Below are 25694 nucleotides of genomic sequence, written 5' to 3' on the forward strand. Positions count from 1 at the left end.
ATTAACTAATTTTGCACTCTAATTATAACTAGTAAACAAGACAACAAATGAGTGATATAGAGGATAAGAAAATAGTATTAGCAGTAGATGAGAAGCCTAAATTAGGGCAGTGGATTCTATTGAGTGTCCAACATTTATTTGCGATGTTTGGAGCGACAGTTTTAGTTCCTACCTTGACAGGAATGAATCCTGCTATAGCTTTAATATCGAGTGGTATTGGTACATTGGTCTTTATCTTTATAACTAGAGGGAAAGTTCCTTCATACTTAGGCTCTTCTTTTGCTTTTATAAACCCTATTATAGCAATGAAAGCTTTAGAGGCAGATCCTTCTTCAGGAATGCCCGTAGGTAGTTTTTTAGTAGGTAGTTTTCTTGTAGGAGTTGTTTATTCTTTAGTAGCATTACTAATTGCTAAGGCAGGTACTAATTGGTTAATGAGATTATTGCCACCTATTGTAGTTGGGCCTGTTATTATGGTTATAGGATTAGGACTAGCGAGTACAGCCATCGGTATGGTGACTAATAATCCTCAAGGGGAGTATGACCTAACTTACGTCATGATTGGTCTAGTAACGTTAGCCATAACGATTATTACAGCAATATTTACCCGAGGTTTTCTTAGTGTTATCCCTGTGCTAGTGGGTATTGTAGGAGGTTATTGTTTTTCTGCAATCATGGGAGTGGTTCACTTCGAAAGAGTAATTGAAGCTAATTGGTTTGAAGTGCCTAGTTTTATGGTTCCTTTCGTACATTACGAGCCTACTGTGTCATGGTATGTTATTTTATTGATGTTACCTGTAGCTATTGTACCTATTGCAGAGCATATAGGGCATCAGTTGGTATTGAGCAAAGTCATTGATAAAGATTTAATAAAAGATCCTGGATTGCATAAGAGTATGTTAGGAGATGGAGTAGCTACTATGTTAGCCTCATTGATAGGAGGACCACCTAATACTACTTATGGTGAGAATATTGGAGTATTAGCTATTACAAGAGCCTTTAGTATATATATATTTATGGGAGCAGCATGTTTTGCTATTCTGTTTGGTTTTTGTGGTAAGATATCAGCTTTGTTAAGTACGATACCTGCACCTGTAATGGGAGGTGTTTCTATTCTCTTATTTGGTATTATTGCTTCGAGTGGATTGAGAATGTTAGTTGAGAATGATGTAGACTTTAAGGTAAAGAGAAACCTGATTATTTCATCAGTTATATTGATTATCGGTATCGGAGGAGCAGCTATTCATATAGGAGAATTATTCTCATTAGAAGGAATGGCATTGGCATCTATTATAGGGATAGTATTAAATATCGTATTACCAGGAAGAGTAGATGTGGACTTTGACGATATGTTTAGAAAATCTTAGTGCAGTTTTAGATAAGTACATTTTTTGTTGTGACGACTTCTTTATATATTTAACTCAGAATACATTATAAAAAGATAAACGAAAAGTGATTGTACAATAATTATAACGTACGTGAATTCAAGTTATAAATGCAACAGTTGCTATTTTGTCTAATTTATCTGCAAAAACTTCATTAGGCGATTTAAAACCAAATCTCTTTCTTGGTCTATTGTTTAAAATATTTACAACTCTATCTATTTGTTGTTGTGTAATTAAATCGAAGTTACTCATTTTCGGGAAATATTGTCTGACTAAACCATTTAAATTTTCATTAGCGCCTCTTTCCCAACTGTGATAAGGTTTTGCAAAATAATAGGCAATCTGTAACGCATTAGCTATATTTTGATGGTTTGCAAACTCTTTTCCATTATCAGAAGTGATTGTATGTAGAAGAGGTTTGTAATCCTTTAATAGCTCTATTGTTTTAGCCTCTATCGCATGAGCTTGTTTAGATTCAACCTTCCCCATTAGTAAAATCCCTGTGGCTCTATCGTTAATAGTTAATAAGGCTCCATTATGATTTTTTCCTATTATCAAATCAATTTCTAAGTCTCCTATTCTTTCTTTTTTGTCAACAATACCAGGTCTTTCATCTATATCTAATCTGTTCGATATTACCCCTCTACTATCTTTATTGCTTCCTCTTTTACGATATTTTTTCCCTTTATTTCGTAGATGCTTATAAAGCTTTCCTCCTTGCTTTTTATCCTTCCAAATAAACTGATAAATACATTCTACTGAAACCATTTCTATCTTCTCTATTTTACATCTTCCTACTATTTGTTCAGGGCTATAATCTTTATTGAGCAGCGACAAAATGGTTGCTTTGACACTTTTATTTAAGCGTTTATGCTTAGGTTTTTCTTTATGACGAAGTGTTGTCTTTTTTTGAGCAAGATCGGCTTTATAAACACCGTTTCTACCATCTGAATTACGTTTAAGCTCTCTGCTAACAACTGATCTGTCTTTGCCTATATAATCACCTATTTCACTAAGTGATCTACCTAAATTTTTATATGCTTCTATTTTGTATCTTTGTTCTAACGTTAAATGTGACATCTTTTTGATTGTGTAGGAACTTCAAAAGTAGATGTTTTTTTTCGCCAACAGCGGGGAACATTTGCCCCATGGGGCAAATGTTCCCCGCTGTTCTTTTAAATGCTGTTGCATTTATTTGTTGAATCTAAGGTAGAATAGGTTTGTAGTATTTGTATAATGAGTATTCTAGATTTAAATATTGAATAAAGTAAGAGTATGAGTGAGAAGAATACCAAGAAGAAAGGATGGATATCTAATGCTATATTTATTTTAGTATTAGGAGTTTTTTTATTTACTCCTTTAGGAGATAGTGCGAAGGTGTGGTTGAATAGGCTTGTGGCTATGAGTCCTAGCTTAGAGAAAGTCGAAAATCAACAAACAGTGAATTACGAGTCATGGCATTTAATAGATGAGCACGGACAAACTTTTGATTTAGATAAGACTAGGGGAAAAGTGGTTATCATTAACTTTTGGGCTACGTGGTGCCCTCCATGTTTAGCTGAGAAACCTAGCTTTCAAGAGCTTTATAACGATTATAAAGATAAAGTAGTATTTCTTTTCGTTACCTCAGAGTCTCCTGATAAGGTAAAGGCTTTTAAAGAGAAGCATCAGTATACTTTACCTATTTATTTTGAGCAGAATGCAGCTCCTGCTGTTTTATTTTCTGAATCTATACCAGCATCTTATGTAATAGATAAAAAAGGAAATATAGTAGTGCGTAAGTTCAGGGCAGCTGACTGGAATAGCTCTAAGTTTAGAGTAACACTAGACGAATTATTGAAATAAAAATGTAATACATAGAAGTATAAAAAAAGTCCAGCTAATGCTGGACTTTTTTATATATTAAGCTTACTATCTACTAATAGTAAGTATAACGTCTAACTTGAGCGATGTACTTAGCTAAGCGGATAACTTGGTGGCTATAACCATACTCGTTATCATACCATACGTACATAACTACGTTTTTACCATCTGCAGAAACGATAGTAGCTTTACTATCGAAGATAGATGGAGCAGATGTTCCTACGATATCAGATGATACTAATTCGTTATTGATAGAATATTTAATTTGCTCTACTAAGTCTCCATTAAGAGCAGCTTTGCGCATTACTTCATTTAAATCTTCTACAGAAGTTTCTTTACCAACTTCTAAGTTTAATACTACAAGTGATCCATTAGGTACTGGTACACGGATAGCGTTAGAAGTAAGTTTACCAGCTAATGATGGTAACGCTTTAGCTACAGCACTTCCTGCACCTGTCTCAGTGATAACCATGTTTAATGCAGCAGCTCTACCACGACGGTATTTCTTGTGCATATTATCTACTAAGTTTTGGTCATTTGTATATGCGTGGATAGTCTCTAAGTGTCCTTTTACTACACCGAAGTTATCTTCCATTACTTTTAAGATAGGAGTAATAGCATTCGTAGTACAAGAAGCAGCAGACCAGATATCTACTTGGTTTGGATCATACTCAGTGTGGTTAACACCGTGAACGATGTTTGGTACACCTTTTCCAGGAGCTGTCAATAATACTTTAGAAGCACCTTTAGAAGTTAAGTGACGTTTTAAATCTTCATCAGTTTTAAAAGCACCTGTATTATCGATGATTAAAGCATTCTCAATGTCGTATTGAGTATAGTCGATTTCTTCTGGAGCATTAGCAGAAATCATGTGTACTGTAGTACCGTTGATGATTAAAGCATTGTTTTCAGGATCAGCGATTACTGAACCTTCGAAGTCTCCGTGTACTGAATCATATTTAAGTAAAGAAGCACGTTTTTCTAAAAGAACTGCATCGTTTTTATCACGAGTTACAATTGCTCTTAAACGCATTTGTTGTCCTTTACCGATTTTATTCATTAACTCTCTAGCTAATAAACGTCCGATACGTCCGAATCCGTAAAGTACTACGTCTTTAGGTACTAATTCTTCTGTTTCTTTAGCATCTTTTAATTTAGAAATAACAAAGTCTAAAGCATTGCTGTGCTTGTTGTCTTCTAAGTGATATTCATAAGTTAAACGACCGATATCGATTCTAGAAGGTGGTAAGTCAGCTCGTTGAATCGCTTCAGCTATTTCTACAGAATCAAAAATATTGATTGGTTTCCCAACAAATTTTGCAGCATACTCATGTAAGTTAATGATATCGCTAACGCTACGGTCGATAAGTTGGTTACGGAACATTAATAGTTCAATAGACTTGTCATACCATAGGTCACTAATAATCTTAATAAACTCTACGCATGCTTTTCTACGATCTGCTTGAAAAGCTAATTCTTTCTCGTAAAGACTAGTATTTTTCATATATTAAATTGTGTTGTGATAAATTACTGCAAAAGTCTGTTTTTTTAATGAATTAATCAAGTTGTAAAGTTTAAAATACTCTTTTTAGTGTATTTATTGGGTGAACCTTACGATTATATTAGTAAACGAAGGTATTCTCCGTTTTTATTCATTAAAGTGAGCTTTATTTTTTGATTTTGATTAATCTGAGAGTCGATATTTTTAATTTGATTGATGTTAGAAACTTTGAGATCATTGATAGAAAGGAGAATACTACCGATCAAATCGTCTTCATATTTCGCAAAATCCTTGTCTAATATCTTCGTTATTTTAAATCCGTAGTTGATGTTTAATTCTTCTTTTTCGGCTGTATCTAGTTCTTGTAATTCTAATCCTCTAAACTCTATTTTGCGAGGTTCATTCTTACCAAGTGTTATAGAGGTACTATGTGTATCGTTACCCCTTAGATATTCTATTGCTACTATATCTTTAGGGCGTTTAGTATTAATGATTGAGCGGAGGTCTACAAAGGTCTTAATCTCTTTATTATTAATCTTAGTGATAATATCTCCATTTTTTAATCCAGCCTGAGCCGCACCGGAGTTCGTTATTATATCTTGAATATAAAAACCAAAAGAAGTATTGCTAATGTTGAGCTCTTTGACGATTTGAGGAGTTAATTCATATCCAGATACCCCTAGAGTAGCATTCTGTACATTTCCATATTCTAATAAATCCTCAACTATCTTACGCGTTACATTAGAAGGCACAGCAAAGGCGTACCCTACATAAGCACCTGTGTTAGACGAGATCATGGTGTTAATACCGATTAATTCTCCTTTAGTATTGACTAAGGCACCACCACTATTACCAGGGTTGATAGCGGCATCTGTTTGTATAAAAGATTGAATACTTGTCTTAGATAGATTACGAGCTTTAGCAGATACGATACCTGCTGTCACTGTAGAGGTTAAGTTATAAGGATTACCTACAGCGATAACCCATTCTCCTAGTTGAATGTCGTCAGAATCTCCAAATACGATATAAGATAATTTCTCTTTTGGTTCTATTTTTAATAGTGCGATATCCATTTCTTTGTCCGTACCGATTAGTCTCGCTTTATACGTTTCATTATTCGAGAGTGTCACTTCTAGTTCAGAAGCATTAGCGATCACATGGTTATTCGTAACGATATAACCATCTTCAGTAATGATAACACCTGACCCTGTTCCTATCTGAGGTTTTGGCGAAGGCTTATACCCATAGAATAGTTCCATGATAGGGTTAGAACGAGAAGATACAAAGCTTAGATTTTTGACGTGAACTACTGTATTTACAGTATTTTCAGCAGCTTCAACGAAATCAATAGACGAATTTGGGATAATAGAAGATTTGGTAGTAGAAAGTGCAGAGGGTAGATCCTCTACTTTACTTAGTTCAGTATTGTTTTGATTTTCAAAAAAATACTTATAACCAGCTAGTGTCATACTACCACTTAATAAACAAATTAAAAAAACACCTAAGATCTTTTTCATATATAAATCTATTAATTAAATAAGACTAAAATTAATAAATAAAAATTTGAACAAAATGATGTTTAACCATCACTTAACACCGTGTTTTAACATACATTATTTGTATTTTTACCACTTTAAGTAAGATTAGCTATATGTTGAGATTTTATAAGTATCAGGGAACTGGTAACGATTTCGTAATGATAGATAACCGCACTAGTTTTTTTCCTAAAGAAGACAAGGAATTAGTAGCACATTTATGTCATAGACGCTTTGGAATAGGTGGAGACGGTTTGATTTTGTTAGAAGAAGCAGAAGGATATGATTTTAGAATGGTCTATTATAATGCAGATGGAAGTGAGAGTACCATGTGTGGTAATGGAGGTAGATGTCTAGTAGCCTTTGCGAAACAGTTAAAAATAATTAATGACAATTGCCGTTTTATAGCTATAGATGGAGAACATACTGCTACCATTAGTAGTGAGGGGATAGTATCGCTACAGATGATCAATGTGTCAGGGATAGAGATAGAGAAGTCATACAGCTTTTTAAATACGGGATCACCTCATCATGTACAGGTAGTGAGAGATTTAGGAAATTATGATGTATTCGGTATAGGACAAGAGATAAGAGAGAGTGAATTATACGCACCAGGAGGAACTAATGTAAACTTCGTAGAGCAGGAAGGACCTAATCATTTCAGAATACGCACATTCGAGAGAGGGGTAGAAGACGAGACCTTATCGTGTGGTACAGGAGCTACTGCAGTAGCTATCTCGATGTATGCTCAGGGGAAGTGTGATCACAATGAAGTGAAGATAGATGTAGAGGGAGGAAGTCTGACGATTAGTTTTGAGACAGAGGATCGTATTAGTTATAGAAATGTAGTATTAAGCGGACCAGCCAAACTAGCGTTTGAAGGGACAATAGAAATATAAAAAAGATGTTACATATTCGTGGGAATGCTATATTTTTACGTGCTTTAGAGCCAGAAGATTTAGAGTTCATCTATCAGGTAGAGAATGATGTTGATCTATGGGAAGTTAGTAATACGGTGACACCTTATAGTCGCTTCTTGATTCGACAGTATTTAGAGAATGCTCATCTCGATATCTATGAAGTAAAGCAGTTGCGATTAGTAATCTGTGATATAGATACAGAGCAGACATTAGGACTGATTGATCTATTTGAGTTTGACCCTAAGAACAATAGAGCAGGTGTAGGTATTGTAATCCAACACCCAGAGGATAGAGGGAAAGGAGCAGGAGCAGAAGCATTAGAATTAGTTATTAATTATGGCAAAGAAGTATTAGGTTTGCACCAGCTGTATGCTAATATTTCGGTAGATAATTATCCTAGTCAACAACTGTTTTTAAAATACGGTTTTAAACTAGTAGGTATAAAGAAAGATTGGGAAAGAGTTGGCGGAGTTTATAAAGACGAAGCGTTGTATCAATTATTATTTTAAATAAAATTATGAAGTTAAAAAACATCTTAGTTATTCTAGTTGTTCTAGGGGGATTTGGACTATTAGGATACTTGTATATATGGTATGGTAAGGCGTTTTCGCCTAATTTAAAAGGTTGGGATGAAGAACAGTTTATCTACATTAAGCAAGAAGATAACTTTCATTCTGTATTAAAGGTATTAGAACCTTATCTAAATGATAAAGAAGGTTTCGTAGAAATAGCCGAACAACGCAGTTATCCGTCTAATGTATTTAGTGGTCGTTTTAAACTTAGAAACGGAATGAATACTTATGACATCATCGAGGCACTTAGAAAGAATGTACCTGTGCGTCTAACGTATAACAACCTTGAGCGAATAGAAGATTTCGCAGGGAGATTAGGTTCTATGTTTGAGACGGATAGTATAGGTTTCTTAGAGACGTTCTATGAACCTAGTTTCTTAGAAGAAAATGGATTTACTAAAGAAAGTGTATTAGTCTCTTTCTTACCTGAGACATATGAATTCTATTGGAATGTAAGCCCTTTGAAAATCCGTAATAAGATGCATAAGGAGTACATCCGATTCTGGAACGCTGAGCGTCAAGAGAAAGCAAAAGCTCTAGGGCTAACACCTGTAGAGGTATCTATCTTAGCTTCTATTGTTCAGAAAGAAACGAGTAAAGCAGACGAGAAAGAAAAAGTAGCAGGAGTGTACCTAAATAGAATTAAGTTAGGAATGCCATTACAAGCAGACCCTACTGTAGTATATGCTAAGAAACTACATACTAACGATTTTAAACAAGTGATCAAAAGAGTATATCTAAAGGATACTCAGATACCATCACCTTATAATACGTATCAGAATACAGGACTACCTCCAGGACCTATCTTTATGTCAGATCAGTCTAGTATAGATGCAGTGTTAAATGCAGAGAAACACGATTATGTGTACTTCTGTGCAAGTGTAGATAGATTAGGATATCACGAGTTTGCGGTGACACTAGCTCAGCATAATGCTAACAGTAGAAAGTATAGTGCATGGCTAAACCAAGCAGGTATCAATTAAAAAAATAATAGAAGTAAGCTGTCTAATTTTGGACAGCTTTTTTTATATTTATACTTCTGAAGTGGAATATAAATATAGTTTATAGGGATTTAATGTTGTATGACTTTACTATAAGTACTCATGCTGTTTTGTTTCGAATGAGTCCGTAGTGAGTCCGTTATGAGTCCGTAGCAAGTCCGTTAATGTGTATAAAATAACGGAGTGAGTATGGACATACGATATAAGTACTAATGAGGTATTCGCAATCTAGGTACAATCTAGCTAAAATAAGAGTAATAGAAAAGGCTGTCCACGGACAGCCTTTTCTGGTATAGATTATAAGAGTATAAATGTGGAGTACTATTTCCATCCACCACCAAGAGCTTGGTATAGTTTTACTCTTGAAATTAGTTTGTTCTGTTTTAATTTGTTTAGGTTCAGCTCACTATCTAGCATATTCTTTTGTGCATTGATAATCTCTATATAGTTTGCATATCCACTGTTAAATAGTAAGTTAGATTGCTTTACCCCTAATCTAGAAGTCGCTACTTGCTCTTCAGCGATCTCTATCTGCTCTTTCACTGTCTCTAATGTGATTAAGGCATCAGATACCTCTGTGATAGCTGTATAGACAGACTTCTGAAGATCTATTTCTGCTTTTTCTCTTTCTATTTTAGCTACTTCATAATCTGTTTTTAGTTTTCGCTTATTAAATAGAGGAGCGGCTACATCACCTATTAACCCACCGAATAAAGAACCAGGTATATTAAACCAATTCTTACCTAACATACTATTTAATCCTCCCGTTACATCTATTGTAAGAGAAGGGTATCTGCTAGTCTGTGCTACACCTACTCTTGCATTACTCGCTTTTAGAGCTAGCTCTGCTTGTTGTACATCAGGACGCTGACTCACTAAGTATAGTGGTACTCCTGTTGTCAGTGTTTCTTGGTAGTTGACCTCTGCTAACTTAGTATCTCGCTCGATAGCATCTGGTAGCTGTCCTGTAAGCAGGGATAGCGCATTCTCCTGAACTGCTATTTGCTGTTTTAGAGAAGGGATTAACGCCTTTGCTACTAGCATTTGGTTACGCGTCTGTTGAATAGCAAGAGAGGTGGTCTGACCTGCATCTCGTTGTAGTTCAACTATCTTTAGGGTATTCTTCGTCAATTCATAGTTAGACTGAGCTACTTCCATCTGAGCATCTAGCAGTAGTAAGTTATAATATCCTTCTGCTATATTAGCGATTAGAGTAGTCTGTACCGCTTTGCGAGCTTCGTGAGTCTGTAGATAGTTCGCTAGAGCTTCAGCACTCATGCTCTTCATCTTTCCCCAGACGTCTAATTCCCAGCTTACACTTAGAGAAGAGACGTATTGAGCAGAGTTGACATACATATTCTTAGGAGCGTCTTTCCCTTTATTTTCGTAGTATTTACTTGCTGCTGATCCATAGTAATTAGAAGAGCGATACTGATAAGCTACATTGCCAAGTGTCATATCTACTGATGGCAGCCATTCTAGTTTAGCTTGTCTAGCCTTTTGGTCAGCTATTTCGATATTCTTTATAGCATTAGCCATATCGAAGTTGTGTTCTAATCCACTGTTGATTAATTCAATCAACTTCTCATCTTCAAAGAACGTCTTCCAATCAATATCAGCTATTCCTACCGAATCCCTAGTATTGTTGATAGAGTCTAGTTGACCTCTATACTGTTCTGGCAATTCGAATTCAGGTGCTTTATAGTTAGACTGTGGAGCACAAGAATGTAAGGCTAAAGCTGCGGAAACCACCGATACATATAAAGTGCTTGTTATAATTCTTTTTGTGTTCATGGTTTCTATCTTTTATTCATTAGTAAGTTTAGATTTAAGTTTTTCGTCCCAAGTCTGGAAGATATAGAATAATACTGGGATAATAAATATACCTGCAATTACTCCAAATATCATACCACCAGCAGCACTGAAGCTGATCGAGTGGTTTCCTTGAGCTGATGGTCCTACTGTAAACATCAACGGTATTAAACCTGCTACGAAAGCAAATGATGTCATTAGGATAGGTCTTAGACGCATTTTAGCTCCTTCTACGGCAGCATCGAATATCGACAATCCGTTTTTGCGCTGTTGTAGAGCGAACTCTACGATAAGGATGGCATTCTTCGCTAATAACCCGATCAACATAATCAATCCTACTTGTACATAGATATTGTTTTGTAATCCAGCTAGGTTAACGAATAGGGCTACCCCTAATAATCCTGTCGGTACTGTCAATAGAATCGCTACTGGTAACAAGTAACTCTCATACTGAGCACATAATAAGAAGTACACAAAGATGATACTTAGCCCAAAGATGATAATCGCTTGGTTACCCGAATCTTTTTCTTCTAATGACATACCTGTGTACTCATAAGAGTAGTTACCAGGTAGTTGTTCTGTTACTTCTTCTATCGCTTTCATCGCATCTCCTGTACTATATCCTGGTGCAGGATTAGCTTTGATAGAGATAGAGTTATATAAGTTATATCTAGTTACGGTCTCTGGACCTAATACTTTCTTCAGTTTAATTAAGGTATTAGCAGGTAGCATTTCTCCATCTTTGTTTTTTACATAGATAGAAGAGAAGGACTGTGGACTCTCTCTAAATGGGATGTCTGCCTGCATATATACACGGTACGTTCTACCGAATCTATTAAAGTCCCCTGCTTTTACACGACCATAGTAGTTCTTGATAGTAGTCATTAGGTCTTTTACACTTACACCTAACGATTTTGCTTTTACATAGTCGATCTCAAGTAAATACTGAGGGTAGTTTGCTTTAAATGAAGTAAAGGCATTAGATATTTCTTCTCTTTCATTTAATTGTTTAATTACCTCATCACTCACTTGGTTGAACTCTGTAAATCCACCTCCCATACGGTCTTGTAATACAAACTCAATTCCTCCAAAATCACCAAAACCAGAAATAGTAGGTCTAGGGAATACGTTAAAAGAAGCCTCGTGTATCTGTGATAAATCGCCTTGTATCTCTGCGATAATCTTGTCTATATTCTTTACTTTACCTCTTTCTTTATACGGTTTAAGGTTAATATACCCTACCGCAAATGATGGGCTGGCATTACCGTCTATCGTATTATATCCTGAGATAGCTGTCATCCCCTCGATATCCGTACGCTGTTTTAAGATACTATCTGCTTTCGCTAATACTACCTTAGTACGTGCTAATGAAGCTCCTGGAGGCATCGCTAGAGAGTAAGTGATGTAACTATCATCTTCTCTAGGGATAAATGAAGAAGGGGTCTTGTATAGATATAGAACTCCAACTCCTATGATTAGGGCTAATCCTGCGATAGCTACCTTCTTGTTCGTAATTAACTTTTTGATCGTTACGACATACTTCTCTGTAAAACTGTCAAATGCAGTATTAAATGCAAAGAAGAACTTATTGCGTATTCTCTTAAAGCCTGCTTGAGGTTTCTGAGCAGCATATTCTTCTCCTGATGGTTGCTTTAAGAATAATGCACATAGTGCAGGACTCAGCGTCAAGGCATTCACAGCAGAAATCAAAATAGCGAAGGCTAGGGTATAAGCGAACTGCTTATAGAATATCCCTGCAGGCCCTTGCATAAATCCTACTGGTAAGAATACTGCTGACATGACTAACGTAATAGAGATAATAGCTCTCGTAATTTCGTTCATCGTCGTGATTGTCGCTTCTTTTGCCTTCATTCCTGTATGATGCATCTTCTCGTGGATGGCTTCCACTACTACGATGGCATCATCCACCACAATACCAATGGCTAGTACTAAGGCAAACATGGTCAATATATTAATAGAGAATCCCATTAAATAAATAAAGAACAAAGTACCTACTAGCGAGATAGGAATAGCAATAACTGGAATAATCGTAGAACGGAAATCCTGTAAGAACAAGTAAACAATAATAAACACTAAGAAGAATGCCTCGAATAGTGTACTTCTTACTTGACTAATAGATTCGTCTATCTGCGCTTTTACAGAGTAGCTAATTTCATAATGCACTCCTTGTGGGAATGATTTAGACAGTCTTTCTAATGTTTTGCGCACTGCGATATCGATATCACGTGCGTTAGAACCGTTGGTCTGTGTAATATTCATCGTTAGACCAGGGTACCCGTTCACACTGTTATCACTACCTACGTTAGAGGCTCCGAACTCTACTCTAGCTACATCTTTTAGCAGTAGAACAGAACCGTCTTTATTCGTTTTAATAACGATGTTCTCGTATTGTTCAGGTAAGTTAAATCTCCCTTTGTGCTTTAAAGCAGTCTCAAAGGCTTCATCAGATGTCTCCCCAAAGCTACCTGGTGCAATCTCAAAGTTTTGATCTTTGATCGCACTGATGACATCTTGTGGAGTTAAACTATATAAGGCAAGCTTATCAGGGTTTAACCATGTTCTCATAGAGTAGTCACGAGCACCAATACGGCTCACAGAAGCTACTCCTGGTACACGAAGTAATTCACGGTTAATATTAATCTGTGTATAAGCTTGTAAGAAAGTTTCGTCATATACTTCTTCTGGGTGATCACTGTAGAAGTTGATCGTCATAATGTTACCACTAAGACGAGGAGTCACAGATATACCGTTCTCATTCACTTCTGATGGTAGATCACCAGCAGCTTTACTTACTCTGTTCTGTACGTTTACCGCAGCTTGATCAGGGTCAGTACCTGCTTTAAAGAATACGTTGATTGTTCCTGATCCACTGTTACTCGCTTTAGAGCTAATGTAGGTCATATTGTCTACCCCGTTAATAGATTCTTCTATCGGAAGTAAAACACTCTGAGCAACAGTCTCTGCATTGGCACCAGGGTAAGAAGTTGATACACTTACACTAGGAGGTGCAATCTCTGGGAACCTTGTAATTGGCAGTAAGGTAAGCCCTACTAGTCCTAGTAACACAAACATAATTGAGATTACAGTGGCTAATATGGGGCGTTCTATAATGGCTTTTAACATATTAAATTGTTTTGTAAGGCGAGTACAAATACTCTAAATTCTGTTTTTGTCTTTTGAATAGTACTTTGTCTAGTTTAAAGGTTTTACATACATCCCTTCAGTAAGTTTATCAAAACCTGTTTTGATAATTCTATCTCCGATTTGTAATCCTTCAGATACGATAAAGTTATTTCCTGACACTCCATTTAATTCGATAGACTGTAATTTTACTTTGTCTTCTTTATCTAAGATATAAACAAAAGTCTTGTCTTGTATAGAAGTAGTTACTTCTTGTGGAATAAGAATAACACGAGGATTTGTTTCTTTTAGTTTGATCGTTCCTGTATTACCTGATCTCATCACGTCTTTAGAGTTTGGGAATGATGCTCTTAAAGAAATAGAACCTGTTGTTCTGTTTACTTGTCCATTGATCATATCTACTTTACCTTTCTCAGGGTATTCGTGTCCATCTGCTAAGATTAGAGAAACGTCTGGTAAGTAATGACCGTTGCTGATACTAGCTGTATCTGTTTTCTTATTGTCTTTGCTGAAGTATAAGAAGTCAGACTCACTCATCCCGAAGTACACATATACCTCACTCACGTCTGATAGTACAGTTAGAGGTTCTTTATCTCCTTTAGATACTAAGTTACCAATACGCTTAGGCATACGTCCGATGTATCCACTTACAGGTGCTTTTATAATAGTGTAGTCAAGACTAATCTTAGCACTATTAACAGCAGCAGTAGCTTTAGCCAAAGAAGCTTTCGCGATATCGTAGTTAGACTTTGCTGTTTCTAATTGTACCTGAGCGATAACCTCATTATCGATAAGAGGCTTTAGGCGGTCTATTTCTAGTTTTGCGTTTTTAAGTTTTGCTTTCTCTACATTTTCAGTAGCGATCATATTGTTTAAAACTTCTTGGTAAGGTAGTGGGTCTATTTGGAATAAAGGTTGCCCTTCTTTTACGAAAGCACCTTCATCTACGAAAATCTTTTCAAGTATACCTTCTACTTGAGGTCTGATTTCTACGTTTACTTTTCCCTCTATATTTCCTATATAATCTTTGATTGTAATTGCAGTTGTTGTATCTACTTTTATGATAGGTAAGGCTAAAGCATTTTCTTTAGGATCTAGTGTTTTAGATGAACCTATATTGCAGCTGTTAATTCCTATCAATGTACCAAACATAATCAACGCTGAAAATGCTACTAAAACTGTTTTTCTACTTGTAATCATAATTCTTTAAATACTATTTGTTGTTGTAGGTGAGAGTCTATCTCCACAGTAACCTTACTCAATACTAATGCCAAAACGACTTTATTTGTAATCAAAAACTAATTTAATAAATATAAATGTTTGATTTGTAGGTTTTTGTATTTGTTTTGTGTTATTGAGTAATAGTCATTATTGTTTAAATTTAACTAATCTTATTTATAAAAGTTGTTGCTTTTTGTGGTATCGCTCCACATATTGGCAAAGATAATGTTTTTAGAATAGTAAGAAATGATTGAATTTATTAGGTAAATATTAATTAATACTCATAAATTATGTTAACAAAGGTGTTTGGGAGCGCTGTATTTGGGATTGAAGCTACAACTATCACAGTAGAGGTACACATAGATGGAGGAGTAGGATATCACTTAGTAGGGCTACCTGATAATGCGATAAAAGAGAGCAGCTATAGGATAGCCGCAGCATTGAAGAATAACAGTTATAAGTTTCCAGGGAGGAAGATAACAATCAACTTAGCACCTGCTAATTTGCGCAAGGAAGGTTCTGCTTATGACCTAGTGATTGCTATCGGTATTTTGGCAGCTTCTAACCAGATGTCATTACAAGAAGAGTTGTCGGATTATATTATTATGGGAGAGCTATCCTTAGATGGTACTGTACAGTGTATTAATGGAGCACTCCCTATCGCTATAAAGGCAAAAGAAGAAGGGTATAAAGGAATTATAATTCCAAAAGAGAATGAGAAGGAAGCCGCTATAGTAGAAGGATTAGAGGTATATGGTGTCAGTAATATAAAAGAAGTGATAGACTTCTTAGAGGGAAAGGGGGAGTTAGTACCAGTGGAGTTAGACTTCACTAAGATGTTTAGTGAAGAGTCTGAGCATCACCTAGAGATAGACTTTAAGGATGTGAAGGGACAAGAGAGTATCAAGAGAGCGATGGAGATAGCTGCAGCTGGTGGGCATAATATCATCTTAATAGGTCCTCCAGGTTCTGGAAAGACAATGCTCGCCAAAAGACTACCAAGTATACTGCCTCCGATGACACTAGAAGAAGCATTAGAGACAACTAAAATTCACAGTGTAGTAGGAAAGGCAAAAGACTGTGGGCTGATGAGGTCTAGGCCCTTTAGAAGTCCTCACCACACTGCGTCATCTGTTTCTCTAGTAGGAGGGGGAAGTTATCCACAACCTGGTGAGATATCTCTGGCGCATAATGGGGTACTGTTTTTAGATGAGTTGCCTGAGTTTAAAAGAGAGGTATTAGAAGTGATGAGACAACCACTAGAAGATAGGGAGGTGACTATCTCACGGGCAAAGTTTACAATAACGTATCCTTCCTCATTTATGCTAGTGGCAAGTATGAATCCGAGTCCGAGTGGCTATTTTAATGATCCTAGTGCACCTGTCAAGTCTACACCACTAGAGATGCAACGGTACTTAAGCAAGGTGTCTGGTCCTCTGCTAGACCGAATAGATATACATATAGAAGTAAATCCTGTACCTTTTGAAAAATTGTCAGATAAACAATTGTCAGAACCAAGCCAAGATATCAGAGAGCGAGTAGTAGTGGCAAGAGAAGTACAATCAGATAGATTTAAATCTCATAAAGGAGTTCATTATAATGCGCAGATGTCTACTGCTCTGCTAAGGAAGTACTGTGCCCTACAAGAAGATTCGCTAAACTTATTAAAAACCGCTATGGATAAGCTAAACTTATCAGCCAGAGCCTATGATAGGATATTAAAAGTATCTCGCACAATAGCTGATTTAGATGGTTCAGAAAATATAAAGCCCCAGCACATAGCTGAGGCAATACAATATCGTAGTCTAGACAGAGAGGGATGGCTAGGTTAGCGCTGTTTATTCTCTTCTAGATTATATCCTATAACTTGTTTATACAACACAAAGTATACTGCGAATAAATAAGGTAAGACAAATAAAATACCAATAACAAAGAATAGTAAACCACTAATCAAAAAGAAGTAGTTCAGTATTATCGTTAGGATGATAGGGATAGGTTGTTTATTCACAACCATGATACTATTCTTTATTGCTGCAATAGGCTTTAGGTGCCCAAATATAATTAAGGGAATAGTGAATATGGTCAAAGTACTAATGATCCAGTTAATAGCCATAGAAACCATTTCAAGGTTTTGTAACTTTAAAGGAATAGTAATCGCCATAAAGACAAGTGATATCAATAAATGAGATATAAAGATATAAAGCCCTTTTATATTAAAGAAGTACTTAAATGCATTAAAGAAAGAAGGAACTTCATTTAAGTGTACTTGTGCATTTAATTTATAAAAACCACCTATAAGTATGCTTCCTAGAGCGCTAAATATAGCAAATGATACAAGATAATAATAGAAAAAAGGAGGTTCTGTTAGCTGTCTAGTCATTTCCTGAATTTGTTCTTGTAGAACATCTTGATTAGGATCTAAGGTGACGAATTGACTTAATATCAGAGAACCTAGTAGTGTCGCAGCAAAAAAGGTAAGTAATAAAGTTGTAATTACTAGTAAGAAGGTCTTTCTGTAGTAATTAAACGCTTCACTCATTACCTGAAATGGAGCTAGTGCAAAACTATTCTGTTTAATATTGTCTAGTATATCTTTTAAGTTTGTCATAAGGTTAGGCTCTTAAGAAGAGTCTTTTTAATTGTCTATAAATATTAGTTTGTTTGTGGTAGGAAGATGTGAATCTATCGGATAAAGTCAAAAGTATTTCCTTGCTTGATATCCGCAGTCTCGAATCCTTTCATAAACCACTCTTTTCTTTGTTTCGAACTTCCATGCGTGAACGAGTCAGGATTTACTTGACCTGTTACTCTTTTTTGTATTGCGTCATCTCCTACAGCTTGTGCAGCACTTAAGGCAATATCAATATCTTTAGCGTCTAAGTACTTTTGATTATACTTAGCCCACACACCAGCATAGAAGTCTGCTTGAAGTTCTAAACCTACGGATAGTTTATTCGCTTCTTTCTTACTCATACTTTGTTGAGCTTGGTGTACTTTACTATTAGTACCTAATAGAGTCTGTACGTGGTGACCTACTTCATGGGCGATAACATAAGCGATAGCAAAGTTACCTCTCTCTGCTCCAAAACGAGTGTGTAGTTCTTCAAAGAATCTTAAGTCCATATACACTGTTTCGTCAGCAGGACAATAAAAAGGACCTACCTCAGCAGTAGCATTACCACATTGTGTATTCACTTTATCATCGAATAGCTCCATTTTAGGCTCGCGGTATTGCATTCCGTTTTCTTTGAATATCTTGTGCCATACATCTTCAGTGTCAGCAAACATCACAGCTACCATCTTACCCATTTCTACTTCTTCTTGAGAAAGGTTTCTAGTTTCTACTTGTTCTGTTTGTTGACCTTCACCCATTTGTTCTAATACAGGAGCTATTTGTTTACCTGTTTCTCCTCCAAATAGGTATAGCAACATCGCTATAATACCAATTAAACCACCTCCTATAGCTGTTTTCCCAGCTGAAGATTTACCTCTATTGTCAGTAACGTTTTTACTTTCTCGTCTACCTTCCCATTTCATAATGAAAAATTTTTATTGCAAAAATAGGAAAAATAGAGGAGTATAGGTCAATATGTGAGAATATTGCTAGTAGAACGAATGTTTTAAAATAAAACATCCCTTTCTAAAATAACTAGAAAGGGATGATCTTTATGAAGTATTCTTTACTTTTGTAAAATAAAGGTTATAGAAATTTGCGTCACTAAACAAAATTTATAATCTCACGTACCTAGTACTTTACAAAGTTAGAATAGAGTGAGACATAGGGTCATATTTATCATGGAACATAAAGCGGAGATTTTGTGAATGATGCTGTTTATCTATTCATTAAAAGTCACTCTTTGAATATCTGATGAAATACTTCTTTTTACATAGAAATATAATGTGCCTATACCTCCTTTTATCAAGTAAGTCAAAAGTAATAAAGTTAGATTTACACTTTACCAAGTTTAAAAAGAAACTTTAAACTAGTTAATAGGCATAGCAAATATAAAATTTTCTCCATTATTACCAACATCCGCAGGTATAGACTCACTTGTTTCATCAACTCCTGCAAACCATGTCCATAACGTAACCTCATCGGCAGTAACCTCTACTGGTATTACACCTGTTAACATAGAAAAACCTCCGTATGTAGCTATAGAAGGAGATAACCATCCCGAAATATAAATACTAGTACTTATAAATTTAAACCCTGTTTTCGTATTAGAAGTATTACTACTACTTAGAGTTATTCTCACCCATTTATTTTTAGTAGTTGATGCAGAAGTATTACTTCTTAACAGTTGCCCGATATTAATAATCCATTTTCCTCGTGTTAAATTAATAGAAGCACCTAATAACACATGTGAAGCAACTGATTTTGTTGTAGTATTAGGTTCTCCTAATATTGTAGGTCTTATAGATGCAGGAGATTGCCACGTTCCTACACCATTTTCATTACTCATTAAAACCTTTGATTCACCTTGTGTACCATCAGCTATTCTAATAGCACCTCTTGTGTCACTCAAAATATCCAATTTAAAATTTGGATTAATAGTTCCTACCCCTATTTTTCCTTCTTCATCTAAAACTACATCATTTTTTATTTGTTCAGCATTCGGTTTTTCAAATAAAGGGTTGTCTTTTTTTCCATCAATGTGTAATGGTTGTAATGGTAATGAAGTATTTACTCCTAGTTGGGAATAAGCGACTTTAAATACAAACATACATAGGATAAAACATATTTTCTTCATGATTTTTTTTAAAAATAAATATATAGCTAAAGATGTTAATTTTTATATACTTTGTATAAAAATTAACAAAAAACAATTACTGCTGAATATTTTTTTTCTTTATTAGCTACTTTAACTATACTAAATTGTTTTTAGTGAGTAGATTTAGTTTTAATCATCTTTAAAAAGGTGTTATGGAGAATAGTTTATTTAAATAATAGCGAATACCTGCCCTAATAAACGAAATGGGCAAGATAATGAAGATGATTATTTTGATAAAAAATCATAAAAAAAAGATATGTTATTGAAAGAACCAAGGCTTGGTTAGATAGCTTTCGCTGTTTACTAAATAGATTTGATACCACACTTTCTAGCTGGATGGCATGGAACTTTATAACTTTTATTGTTATAGAACTAAAAATACTTCAGCAAAATAAAAGTTGAGATGACTTCTAATTATCTTTTATCTTATTAGAATGTATAAGCTAAACTAAGTTTGAATGACAGTGGTGTAGTAGCTCTCCATCCATAGTGTGTGTATCCCCACGCACCAGGGAAGTGACCTACATAATTATATCTATCTGTGATATTATTTACAATTAGGTTGAATGCATAGTTGTTCTTTTTATACGATACTCCTCCATCAAGGGTGAAGTAGTCGTCTGGTAAGAACTTTTTAGCTTGTACAGGAGCTTGTGAGCGATCTTTTTGGTATTGGTATCCAAGAGAAAACCCTAAACCTTCGAATGTACCTGATTGAACTCTATAAGTAAGCCATGCATTAGTACTGTGCTTAGCAGTTCCTGGTAATAGTTGTCCTTTTTTAGCTGGATTATTATCTTCAGTTATCTTAGCATCAGTATACGCATAGTTCATTGTCAAGGTCAAACCATCTGTAATTTGTCCATTTAAGTCAAATTCTACTCCTTTAGACGTAGCCTTCCCACTCTGTACCATAATTTGGTTATTAGCAGAGGCATCACGTGGGGTAAGGATATTTGTTTTATCTACTTGGTAGAAAGCTAATGAAGTGAATAGCTTTTTCTCAAACCATGTCTTCTTTAATCCAAATTCTTTATTGGTTCCTTTAGAAGGATCAGCTGTCTTGTTGTTTTCTAATTGACCAACTTGTTCTTGGAAGCTCTGATCATATAAGGCATAAGCTGAGAATGATGGAGAAATATTATACGTGATACTAAAACGAGGGGTATACGCTTGATTCTTTACAACATCTCCTTTAGAAGCACTCGTTGTTTTCTCTGTTGAGGTGTAGCGTACTCCAAGCCCTAATCTAAGTTTTTCATCTAAAAGAAGAAACTCGTCTTGTACATATAGAGAGATATAGCTATATTCTTGTATATTACCTGCTGCTCGCTCTCTTAATGAACGCGAACGGTCATAAGTAGGGATGTCTTTTTTAGTAAGCTTACCATACACAGGGTTATAAATATTGAATAATGGACCTACTGGAATAATAACTCCTTTATCATCTGCAACTTCAGACCAATCTGCCATGTGCTCTTTTTGCCCCATATCTAGCCCAAATAACACATTGTTTTTAATCTGATCTGTGATCTTAAATTTACCATTCATATAGACTTGCCCTACCTTAGCTGAGTTATACGCATCATTTACAGAAAGTGCTCTTTGTACATTACCTTTATCGTCTATAGAATTATAGATAGAGTACAGACTTTCTCCTTCCATAGTAGCTTCTACATAACCCAGTTTAGCAGTAAGATTCCAATCAGCACTTAATCTGTGATTAAGGTTAATAAACACATTGTGTTCTTTAATCATGGTAGGATCTATGATAGGGTCAGTGAATGTAAATTTACGAGGTAGTTCTTTAAACTCCTTTTTAGAATAGGCATATTTAGAGAACCCACCTTCGAACTCATTAGAGTTGAATATATACTCAAAGGTAATATTCGTATCATCACTAATATTGTACTTTAAGGAAGGTGCTAATGATAAGTAATTGTTTTTGTTGTACAATTGGAAAGAACTAGCTTTTGTAGCCATCCCATTGATACGGAATAACAGTCTCTCATCCTTTGTTAGCTTAGTATCTACATCTACCTCTGCACGATATAGATTATAGCTACCTAGTATAGTCTTAACCGTAGTTTTGTTACTACCTGTTGGTTTTTTGGTTACGATATTATAGAAACCACCTGGTTGTGTGTTTCCCATCATAAAACCTGCTGGTCCTTTTACAAACTCTACACGTTCTATAAAGGTATTGTCTTCTCTGATAGGGCCAAAGCTTCCTGAGATATCCATACCATTTCTTAGATTACTAGCGCCATAACCACGTACATATATACCTGCACTAGCTTGCTCTTGATGTAATACAGATCTTACACCGCTCACATTCTGAGCAATAGCATCACTCATCGTCATACTAATCTGATCATCCATTAACCCTTTATCTATCACTTGGATGTTTTGTGGTACATCTAATAGGTTAGCTGCTGTTCGCAAAGAAGAAGAAGAACGAATGTTTTTATTTGTATTAATGACTACTGCATCTAAGGTTTCATTGTTGTCATCAAATAGCATGAAATCTTTTATGACAGTTTGATTTGCAGGTATAACGATACTGTCTTTTGTAATGCTATTTTTATACTGAAGAGTGATAAGGTATTTACCTGATTCGATATTTTCTAGTAAGTAGTATCCATTGTTATCTGAAACAGTTTTAAATAAGTTGTTATTTAAAGTAATTGTAGTTCCTGCCAACTTCTCTTGATTATGGCTCACAACAGTTCCTTTGATATTCCCTTTTTCTTGGGCATAGGTACTTATATTGATCAAAAGTAGACCAGTAAGTATGAATTTATGACTTGTGTTGATTAAAAAGAATCTTTTCATCTGATACTTAATTTAGATTGAATAAATTTGAATGCGGAAACAAAAGTATATTCTATATCATGGAATGACTTAGCCAAAAGGGAGTAAAAATTAGCAGTTTAGTAATCAATAGGTGGTTTTATGAGTAAAGGTGATCAGATTGTAGCATTTTTTGAGTTAGAGAATATGGTAACTAATGAGATGTATCAGAGTAAAAAAGAATTAGTAAATGATTCTGGAACTTTCGTGACTTATTATATCTTTGATTCAGCAGATATTATTATTAGACAGTATTATCTGAAGTATACACAAGATTATGCCCTGCACTATGTCTTTGAAGAAATAGAATACGTAGAGTTAAGCTTCTTTTTTGGGAAGCATATCGTCAGAGATGTCATTAATGGAACGCCTAATAAGTACTTGCCTTTTCACTGTTATTTGACTTATCTAAGTACAGGATCTGTAGCAGATGTCATATTCGAAAAAGATGCCGTATATGAGCATTTAGATATCTACTTACCTTTAGAGTTCTTTAATGAATGGGGACAACAAGATGAGGCTATAGCGAAGTTTACTACTGCGATAAAGAATGACCAGACCTCAAGGTTAATTAAGGATATAAAACTGACGCAAGAGCTTTTAGTACTGTTAAATGAAATCAAAACATGTAGTTATAAAGGAATAGCTAAAGATATGTATGTCAAAGGGAAGGTACTAGAGGTAATATCTGTGTTATTGCATGAGAAAGAGGTTGGGGTAGAGGAGTGCTCTAAGTTACAGCTTGGGGTAAAGCTGACACCAGAAGATGAACTAATACTATCTAATATAAAAGAATTTATAGACCTTAATTACCGAGAGTTTTATACTACAGAAGAACTGTCTAAGTTATTCTTTATTAATGAGTATAAATTAAAGAGAGGCTTTAAGTATCTGTATAATCTAGGACTATTCGAATATGCTCAACATAGACGTATGAATATCGCTATACAGAAGTTAGAAGAAGCTCATCATACCATTGCAGAGATAGCTTTTGACTTAGGATATTCTTCTTCTGTTGCCTTTTCTAAAGCGTTTAAGAAACACTTCGGATACCCTCCTAAACGATTTCACCTGACTTAATAAGATTATAATATAAAAAGACGGAATACTTTATCTAAAGTATTCCGTCTTTTTATATTATAAACGAAACTGTGGATTATGCCATAGTAGTGAAAACGTTTTGTACGTCGTCATCTTCTTCGATTTTTTCTAATAACTTTTCTACGTCAGCTATTTCTTCTTCAGAAAGCTCTTTCGTTACTTGTGGTATTCTATCGAATCCAGAAGACAAGATCTCAATTCCTCTACCTTCTAATTCTTTTTGGATAGATCCGAAGCTTTCAAAAGGAGCATAAATCATTACGCCATCTTCATCTTCAAAGATTTCATCAATACCAAAATCAATTAATTCTAATTCGAACTCTTCTAGATCTCTACCTTCTTCAGCAGGGATTCTGAAGTTACATGTATGGTCGAACATAAACTCAACAGACCCTTGTGTACCTAAAGTACCGTTGCATTTATTGAAGTAACTTCTAATGTTGGCAACAGTTCTATTGTTATTATCTGTAGCACATTCGATTAAGAAAGCGATACCATGAGGTCCGTATCCTTCGAATATTACTTCTTTATAGTTTTCAGTATCTTTATCAGTAGCACGTTTAATGGCACGCTCTACGTTATCTTTAGGCATATTCGCTGCCTTAGCATTTTGTATTACGGCACGAAGGCGAGCATTAGCCTCGGGATTAGGTCCACCTTCTTTTACAGCCATTACGATATCCTTACCAATTCTTGTAAACGTTTTTGCCATAGCAGACCAACGTTTTAGCTTACGTCCTTTTCTAAATTCAAACGCTCTTCCCATAATAATTTGTTACTTAATTTTATAATCGCAAAAATAACTCATTATTCAAATATATCATAAAAAAAAAGGAAGCTTATTTTTAAGCTTCCTATTCTTTTGCCTTATTTTTTATAAAAAGGTGTTTTTACCACTTTTGCTTCAACATCATTCTTACGAATACGGATGAATATTTGGCTTCCTTCAGCAGCTAGTGCTACAGGTACATATCCCATACCGATTCCTTTACCTAATGAAGGAGATTGAGTACCAGAAGTCACTTTTCCGATTACGTTACCTTCAGCATCTACGATTTCGTAGTCATGTCTAGGAATACCTTTACCTACTAGTTCGAAACCAATCAATCTATTTTTGATACCTGCTTCTTTTTCAGCTTTTAAATTATCAGAGTTGATGAAGTCTTTTGTGAACTTCGTTACCCATCCTAATCCTGCTTCTAATGGAGAGATCTCATCGTTTAGTTCATTACCGTATAAGCAGTATCCCATCTCTAGGCGTAATGTATCACGCGCAGCTAATCCGATAGGTTTGATCCCCCAGTTAGCACCAGCTTCGAATACTTTGTTCCAAAGTACTTCTACATCTTCATTTTTCACATATACTTCAAAACCACCTGAACCTGTGTATCCAGTAGCAGAGATTACAACGTCTTTTACTCCAGCGAAAGTATCAATCACAAAGTTGTAGAATTTGATATCCGCTAAGTTAACGTCAGTTAAGCTTTGCATAGACTCAATAGCCTTAGGTCCTTGTATCGCTAAGATAGAGTAGCCATCAGATAGATTCTCTAAGGTAGCGTTCATATCATTATGAGAACTTACCCAGTTCCAATCTTTTTCAATATTTGACGCATTTACTACCATCAAATATTCATTCTCATTCACTCTATAAGTAATAATATCGTCTATAACTCCTCCAGTAGTATTAGGGAAGTAGCAGTATTGAGCTTTACCATCTACTAATACAGAAGCATCATTAGAAGTAACTTTTTGGATTAATGCCAAAGCATTTGGTCCAGAAATTTTGAAGATTCCCATATGAGATACGTCAAAAACACCAACACCGTTTCTAACTGTTTCGTGTTCAATGTTTACTCCTTCATATTGTACAGGCATATTAAATCCTGCAAATGGAACCATCTTCGCTCCTAAAGCTTCATGGATATGGTTTAAAGTTACTTGTTTCATTGTGTTGTTAATGATTTAATTATAATTAGGTGCTAAAGTAAGTTTT

Annotated in this window: 19 protein-coding genes; 7 read left to right on the forward strand and 12 right to left on the reverse strand. The window is 35.2% G+C overall.

Annotated features, from left to right (window positions below):
- Positions 1-47: 47 nt before the first annotated feature.
- Positions 48-1367, forward strand: coding sequence for a solute carrier family 23 protein (locus tag MYRA21_RS11165; protein WP_006260792.1), 1320 nt, complete (start codon positions 48-50; stop codon positions 1365-1367).
- A 117-nt stretch (positions 1368-1484) separates the two neighbouring features.
- Here the strand turns inward: MYRA21_RS11165 and MYRA21_RS11170 are convergent, their stop codons facing one another.
- Entirely contained in the window at positions 1485-2465 is a 981-nt protein-coding gene (locus MYRA21_RS11170; protein WP_039328002.1) for an IS30 family transposase, read from the reverse strand.
- A gap of 195 nt (positions 2466-2660) precedes the next feature.
- Between MYRA21_RS11170 and MYRA21_RS11175 the strand changes: the two genes are divergently transcribed.
- The gene (locus tag MYRA21_RS11175) at positions 2661-3230 is read left to right on the forward strand and encodes a TlpA disulfide reductase family protein (protein WP_006256791.1); all 570 of its coding nucleotides are present in this window, start codon (positions 2661-2663) and stop codon (positions 3228-3230) included.
- 73 nt (positions 3231-3303) lie between these two features.
- Here the strand turns inward: MYRA21_RS11175 and MYRA21_RS11180 are convergent, their stop codons facing one another.
- Positions 3304-4752, reverse strand: coding sequence for a glyceraldehyde-3-phosphate dehydrogenase (locus MYRA21_RS11180; RefSeq protein WP_006256790.1), 1449 nt, complete (start codon positions 4750-4752; stop codon positions 3304-3306).
- A gap of 113 nt (positions 4753-4865) precedes the next feature.
- Positions 4866-6266: a trypsin-like peptidase domain-containing protein gene (locus MYRA21_RS11185; protein ID WP_006260793.1), complete on the reverse strand. Its 1401-nt coding sequence runs from the start codon at positions 6264-6266 to the stop codon at positions 4866-4868.
- A gap of 134 nt (positions 6267-6400) precedes the next feature.
- On the opposite strand from MYRA21_RS11185, the gene dapF reads away from it, so the two are divergent.
- From dapF to mltG, 3 genes are read left to right on the forward strand one after another with little or no spacing between them, the layout of a single operon-like run.
- Entirely contained in the window at positions 6401-7183 is a 783-nt protein-coding gene (gene dapF, locus MYRA21_RS11190; protein ID WP_006260794.1) for a diaminopimelate epimerase, read from the forward strand.
- Between the two features lie 5 nt (positions 7184-7188).
- The gene (locus tag MYRA21_RS11195) at positions 7189-7713 is read left to right on the forward strand and encodes a GNAT family N-acetyltransferase (RefSeq protein ID WP_006260795.1); all 525 of its coding nucleotides are present in this window, start codon (positions 7189-7191) and stop codon (positions 7711-7713) included.
- Positions 7714-7721: 8 nt separating this feature from the next.
- Entirely contained in the window at positions 7722-8759 is a 1038-nt protein-coding gene (mltG, locus tag MYRA21_RS11200) for an endolytic transglycosylase MltG (RefSeq protein ID WP_006256786.1), read from the forward strand.
- 339 nt (positions 8760-9098) lie between these two features.
- Here the strand turns inward: mltG and MYRA21_RS11205 are convergent, their stop codons facing one another.
- From MYRA21_RS11205 to MYRA21_RS11215, 3 genes are all read right to left on the reverse strand, one after another.
- The gene (locus MYRA21_RS11205; RefSeq protein ID WP_006260798.1) at positions 9099-10571 is read right to left on the reverse strand and encodes an efflux transporter outer membrane subunit; all 1473 of its coding nucleotides are present in this window, start codon (positions 10569-10571) and stop codon (positions 9099-9101) included.
- Between the two features lie 12 nt (positions 10572-10583).
- On the reverse strand, positions 10584-13733 hold the full coding sequence (locus MYRA21_RS11210) for an efflux RND transporter permease subunit (RefSeq protein ID WP_006260799.1): 3150 nt from the start codon (positions 13731-13733) through the stop codon (positions 10584-10586).
- A gap of 69 nt (positions 13734-13802) precedes the next feature.
- Positions 13803-14951: an efflux RND transporter periplasmic adaptor subunit gene (locus MYRA21_RS11215; protein ID WP_006256783.1), complete on the reverse strand. Its 1149-nt coding sequence runs from the start codon at positions 14949-14951 to the stop codon at positions 13803-13805.
- A 311-nt stretch (positions 14952-15262) separates the two neighbouring features.
- Between MYRA21_RS11215 and MYRA21_RS11220 the strand changes: the two genes are divergently transcribed.
- Positions 15263-16804 (forward strand): YifB family Mg chelatase-like AAA ATPase, encoded by a 1542-nt coding sequence (locus MYRA21_RS11220; RefSeq protein WP_006260801.1) that lies wholly within the window; start codon positions 15263-15265, stop codon positions 16802-16804.
- Here the strand turns inward: MYRA21_RS11220 and MYRA21_RS11225 are convergent.
- The 4 genes from MYRA21_RS11225 to MYRA21_RS11240 all read right to left on the reverse strand — a co-directional run bounded on the left by MYRA21_RS11225 (position 16801) and on the right by MYRA21_RS11240 (position 22579).
- Positions 16801-17580 carry a hypothetical protein gene (locus tag MYRA21_RS11225; protein ID WP_006256780.1) on the reverse strand — a complete coding sequence of 260 codons (780 nt, stop codon included), beginning with the start codon at positions 17578-17580 and terminating at the stop codon, positions 16801-16803. The two genes, MYRA21_RS11220 and MYRA21_RS11225, sit on opposite strands and share 4 nt — an antisense overlap.
- A gap of 74 nt (positions 17581-17654) precedes the next feature.
- Positions 17655-18509: a neutral zinc metallopeptidase gene (locus MYRA21_RS11230; protein WP_006256779.1), complete on the reverse strand. Its 855-nt coding sequence runs from the start codon at positions 18507-18509 to the stop codon at positions 17655-17657.
- 446 nt (positions 18510-18955) lie between these two features.
- Positions 18956-19723 carry a hypothetical protein gene (locus MYRA21_RS11235; RefSeq protein WP_006256778.1) on the reverse strand — a complete coding sequence of 256 codons (768 nt, stop codon included), beginning with the start codon at positions 19721-19723 and terminating at the stop codon, positions 18956-18958.
- Positions 19724-20173: 450 nt separating this feature from the next.
- The gene (locus MYRA21_RS11240; protein ID WP_016649699.1) at positions 20174-22579 is read right to left on the reverse strand and encodes a TonB-dependent receptor; all 2406 of its coding nucleotides are present in this window, start codon (positions 22577-22579) and stop codon (positions 20174-20176) included.
- 120 nt (positions 22580-22699) lie between these two features.
- Between MYRA21_RS11240 and MYRA21_RS11245 the strand changes: the two genes are divergently transcribed.
- On the forward strand, positions 22700-23677 hold the full coding sequence (locus tag MYRA21_RS11245; RefSeq protein ID WP_016649698.1) for an AraC family transcriptional regulator: 978 nt from the start codon (positions 22700-22702) through the stop codon (positions 23675-23677).
- Positions 23678-23753: 76 nt separating this feature from the next.
- Here the strand turns inward: MYRA21_RS11245 and MYRA21_RS11250 are convergent, their stop codons facing one another.
- Both MYRA21_RS11250 and gcvT read right to left on the reverse strand, forming a co-directional pair.
- On the reverse strand, positions 23754-24464 hold the full coding sequence (locus MYRA21_RS11250; protein WP_006256775.1) for a YebC/PmpR family DNA-binding transcriptional regulator: 711 nt from the start codon (positions 24462-24464) through the stop codon (positions 23754-23756).
- A 101-nt stretch (positions 24465-24565) separates the two neighbouring features.
- A complete protein-coding gene (gene gcvT, locus MYRA21_RS11255) occupies positions 24566-25648 on the reverse strand; it encodes a glycine cleavage system aminomethyltransferase GcvT (RefSeq protein ID WP_016649697.1) in 1083 nt (360 codons plus the stop codon).
- Positions 25649-25694: the final 46 nt, after the last annotated feature.

Source organism: Myroides sp. A21, from assembly GCF_000807225.1.
In the GTDB taxonomy this organism is placed as follows: Bacteria; Bacteroidota; Bacteroidia; order Flavobacteriales; family Flavobacteriaceae; genus Flavobacterium; species Flavobacterium odoratimimum.

What these genes read in the sequence shown, in the direction of transcription:
- MYRA21_RS11220 (WP_006260801.1), top strand. Translation starts at nt 15,263, where the DNA reads ATGTTAACAAAGGTGTTTGGGAGCGCTGTATTTGGGATTGAAGCTACA.
- MYRA21_RS11205 (WP_006260798.1), bottom strand. Translation starts at nt 10,571, where the DNA reads ATGAACACAAAAAGAATTATAACAAGCACTTTATATGTATCGGTGGTT.
- MYRA21_RS11215 (WP_006256783.1), bottom strand. Translation starts at nt 14,951, where the DNA reads ATGATTACAAGTAGAAAAACAGTTTTAGTAGCATTTTCAGCGTTGATT.
- MYRA21_RS11195 (WP_006260795.1), top strand. Translation starts at nt 7,189, where the DNA reads ATGTTACATATTCGTGGGAATGCTATATTTTTACGTGCTTTAGAGCCA.
- MYRA21_RS11170 (WP_039328002.1), bottom strand. Translation starts at nt 2,465, where the DNA reads ATGTCACATTTAACGTTAGAACAAAGATACAAAATAGAAGCATATAAA.
- MYRA21_RS11185 (WP_006260793.1), bottom strand. Translation starts at nt 6,266, where the DNA reads ATGAAAAAGATCTTAGGTGTTTTTTTAATTTGTTTATTAAGTGGTAGT.
- mltG (WP_006256786.1), top strand. Translation starts at nt 7,722, where the DNA reads ATGAAGTTAAAAAACATCTTAGTTATTCTAGTTGTTCTAGGGGGATTT.
- MYRA21_RS11225 (WP_006256780.1), bottom strand. Translation starts at nt 17,580, where the DNA reads ATGACAAACTTAAAAGATATACTAGACAATATTAAACAGAATAGTTTT.
- MYRA21_RS11240 (WP_016649699.1), bottom strand. Translation starts at nt 22,579, where the DNA reads ATGAAAAGATTCTTTTTAATCAACACAAGTCATAAATTCATACTTACT.
- dapF (WP_006260794.1), top strand. Translation starts at nt 6,401, where the DNA reads ATGTTGAGATTTTATAAGTATCAGGGAACTGGTAACGATTTCGTAATG.
- gcvT (WP_016649697.1), bottom strand. Translation starts at nt 25,648, where the DNA reads ATGAAACAAGTAACTTTAAACCATATCCATGAAGCTTTAGGAGCGAAG.
- MYRA21_RS11210 (WP_006260799.1), bottom strand. Translation starts at nt 13,733, where the DNA reads ATGTTAAAAGCCATTATAGAACGCCCCATATTAGCCACTGTAATCTCA.
- MYRA21_RS11250 (WP_006256775.1), bottom strand. Translation starts at nt 24,464, where the DNA reads ATGGGAAGAGCGTTTGAATTTAGAAAAGGACGTAAGCTAAAACGTTGG.
- MYRA21_RS11165 (WP_006260792.1), top strand. Translation starts at nt 48, where the DNA reads ATGAGTGATATAGAGGATAAGAAAATAGTATTAGCAGTAGATGAGAAG.
- MYRA21_RS11235 (WP_006256778.1), bottom strand. Translation starts at nt 19,723, where the DNA reads ATGAAGAAAATATGTTTTATCCTATGTATGTTTGTATTTAAAGTCGCT.
- MYRA21_RS11230 (WP_006256779.1), bottom strand. Translation starts at nt 18,509, where the DNA reads ATGAAATGGGAAGGTAGACGAGAAAGTAAAAACGTTACTGACAATAGA.
- MYRA21_RS11245 (WP_016649698.1), top strand. Translation starts at nt 22,700, where the DNA reads ATGAGTAAAGGTGATCAGATTGTAGCATTTTTTGAGTTAGAGAATATG.
- MYRA21_RS11180 (WP_006256790.1), bottom strand. Translation starts at nt 4,752, where the DNA reads ATGAAAAATACTAGTCTTTACGAGAAAGAATTAGCTTTTCAAGCAGAT.
- MYRA21_RS11175 (WP_006256791.1), top strand. Translation starts at nt 2,661, where the DNA reads ATGAGTGAGAAGAATACCAAGAAGAAAGGATGGATATCTAATGCTATA.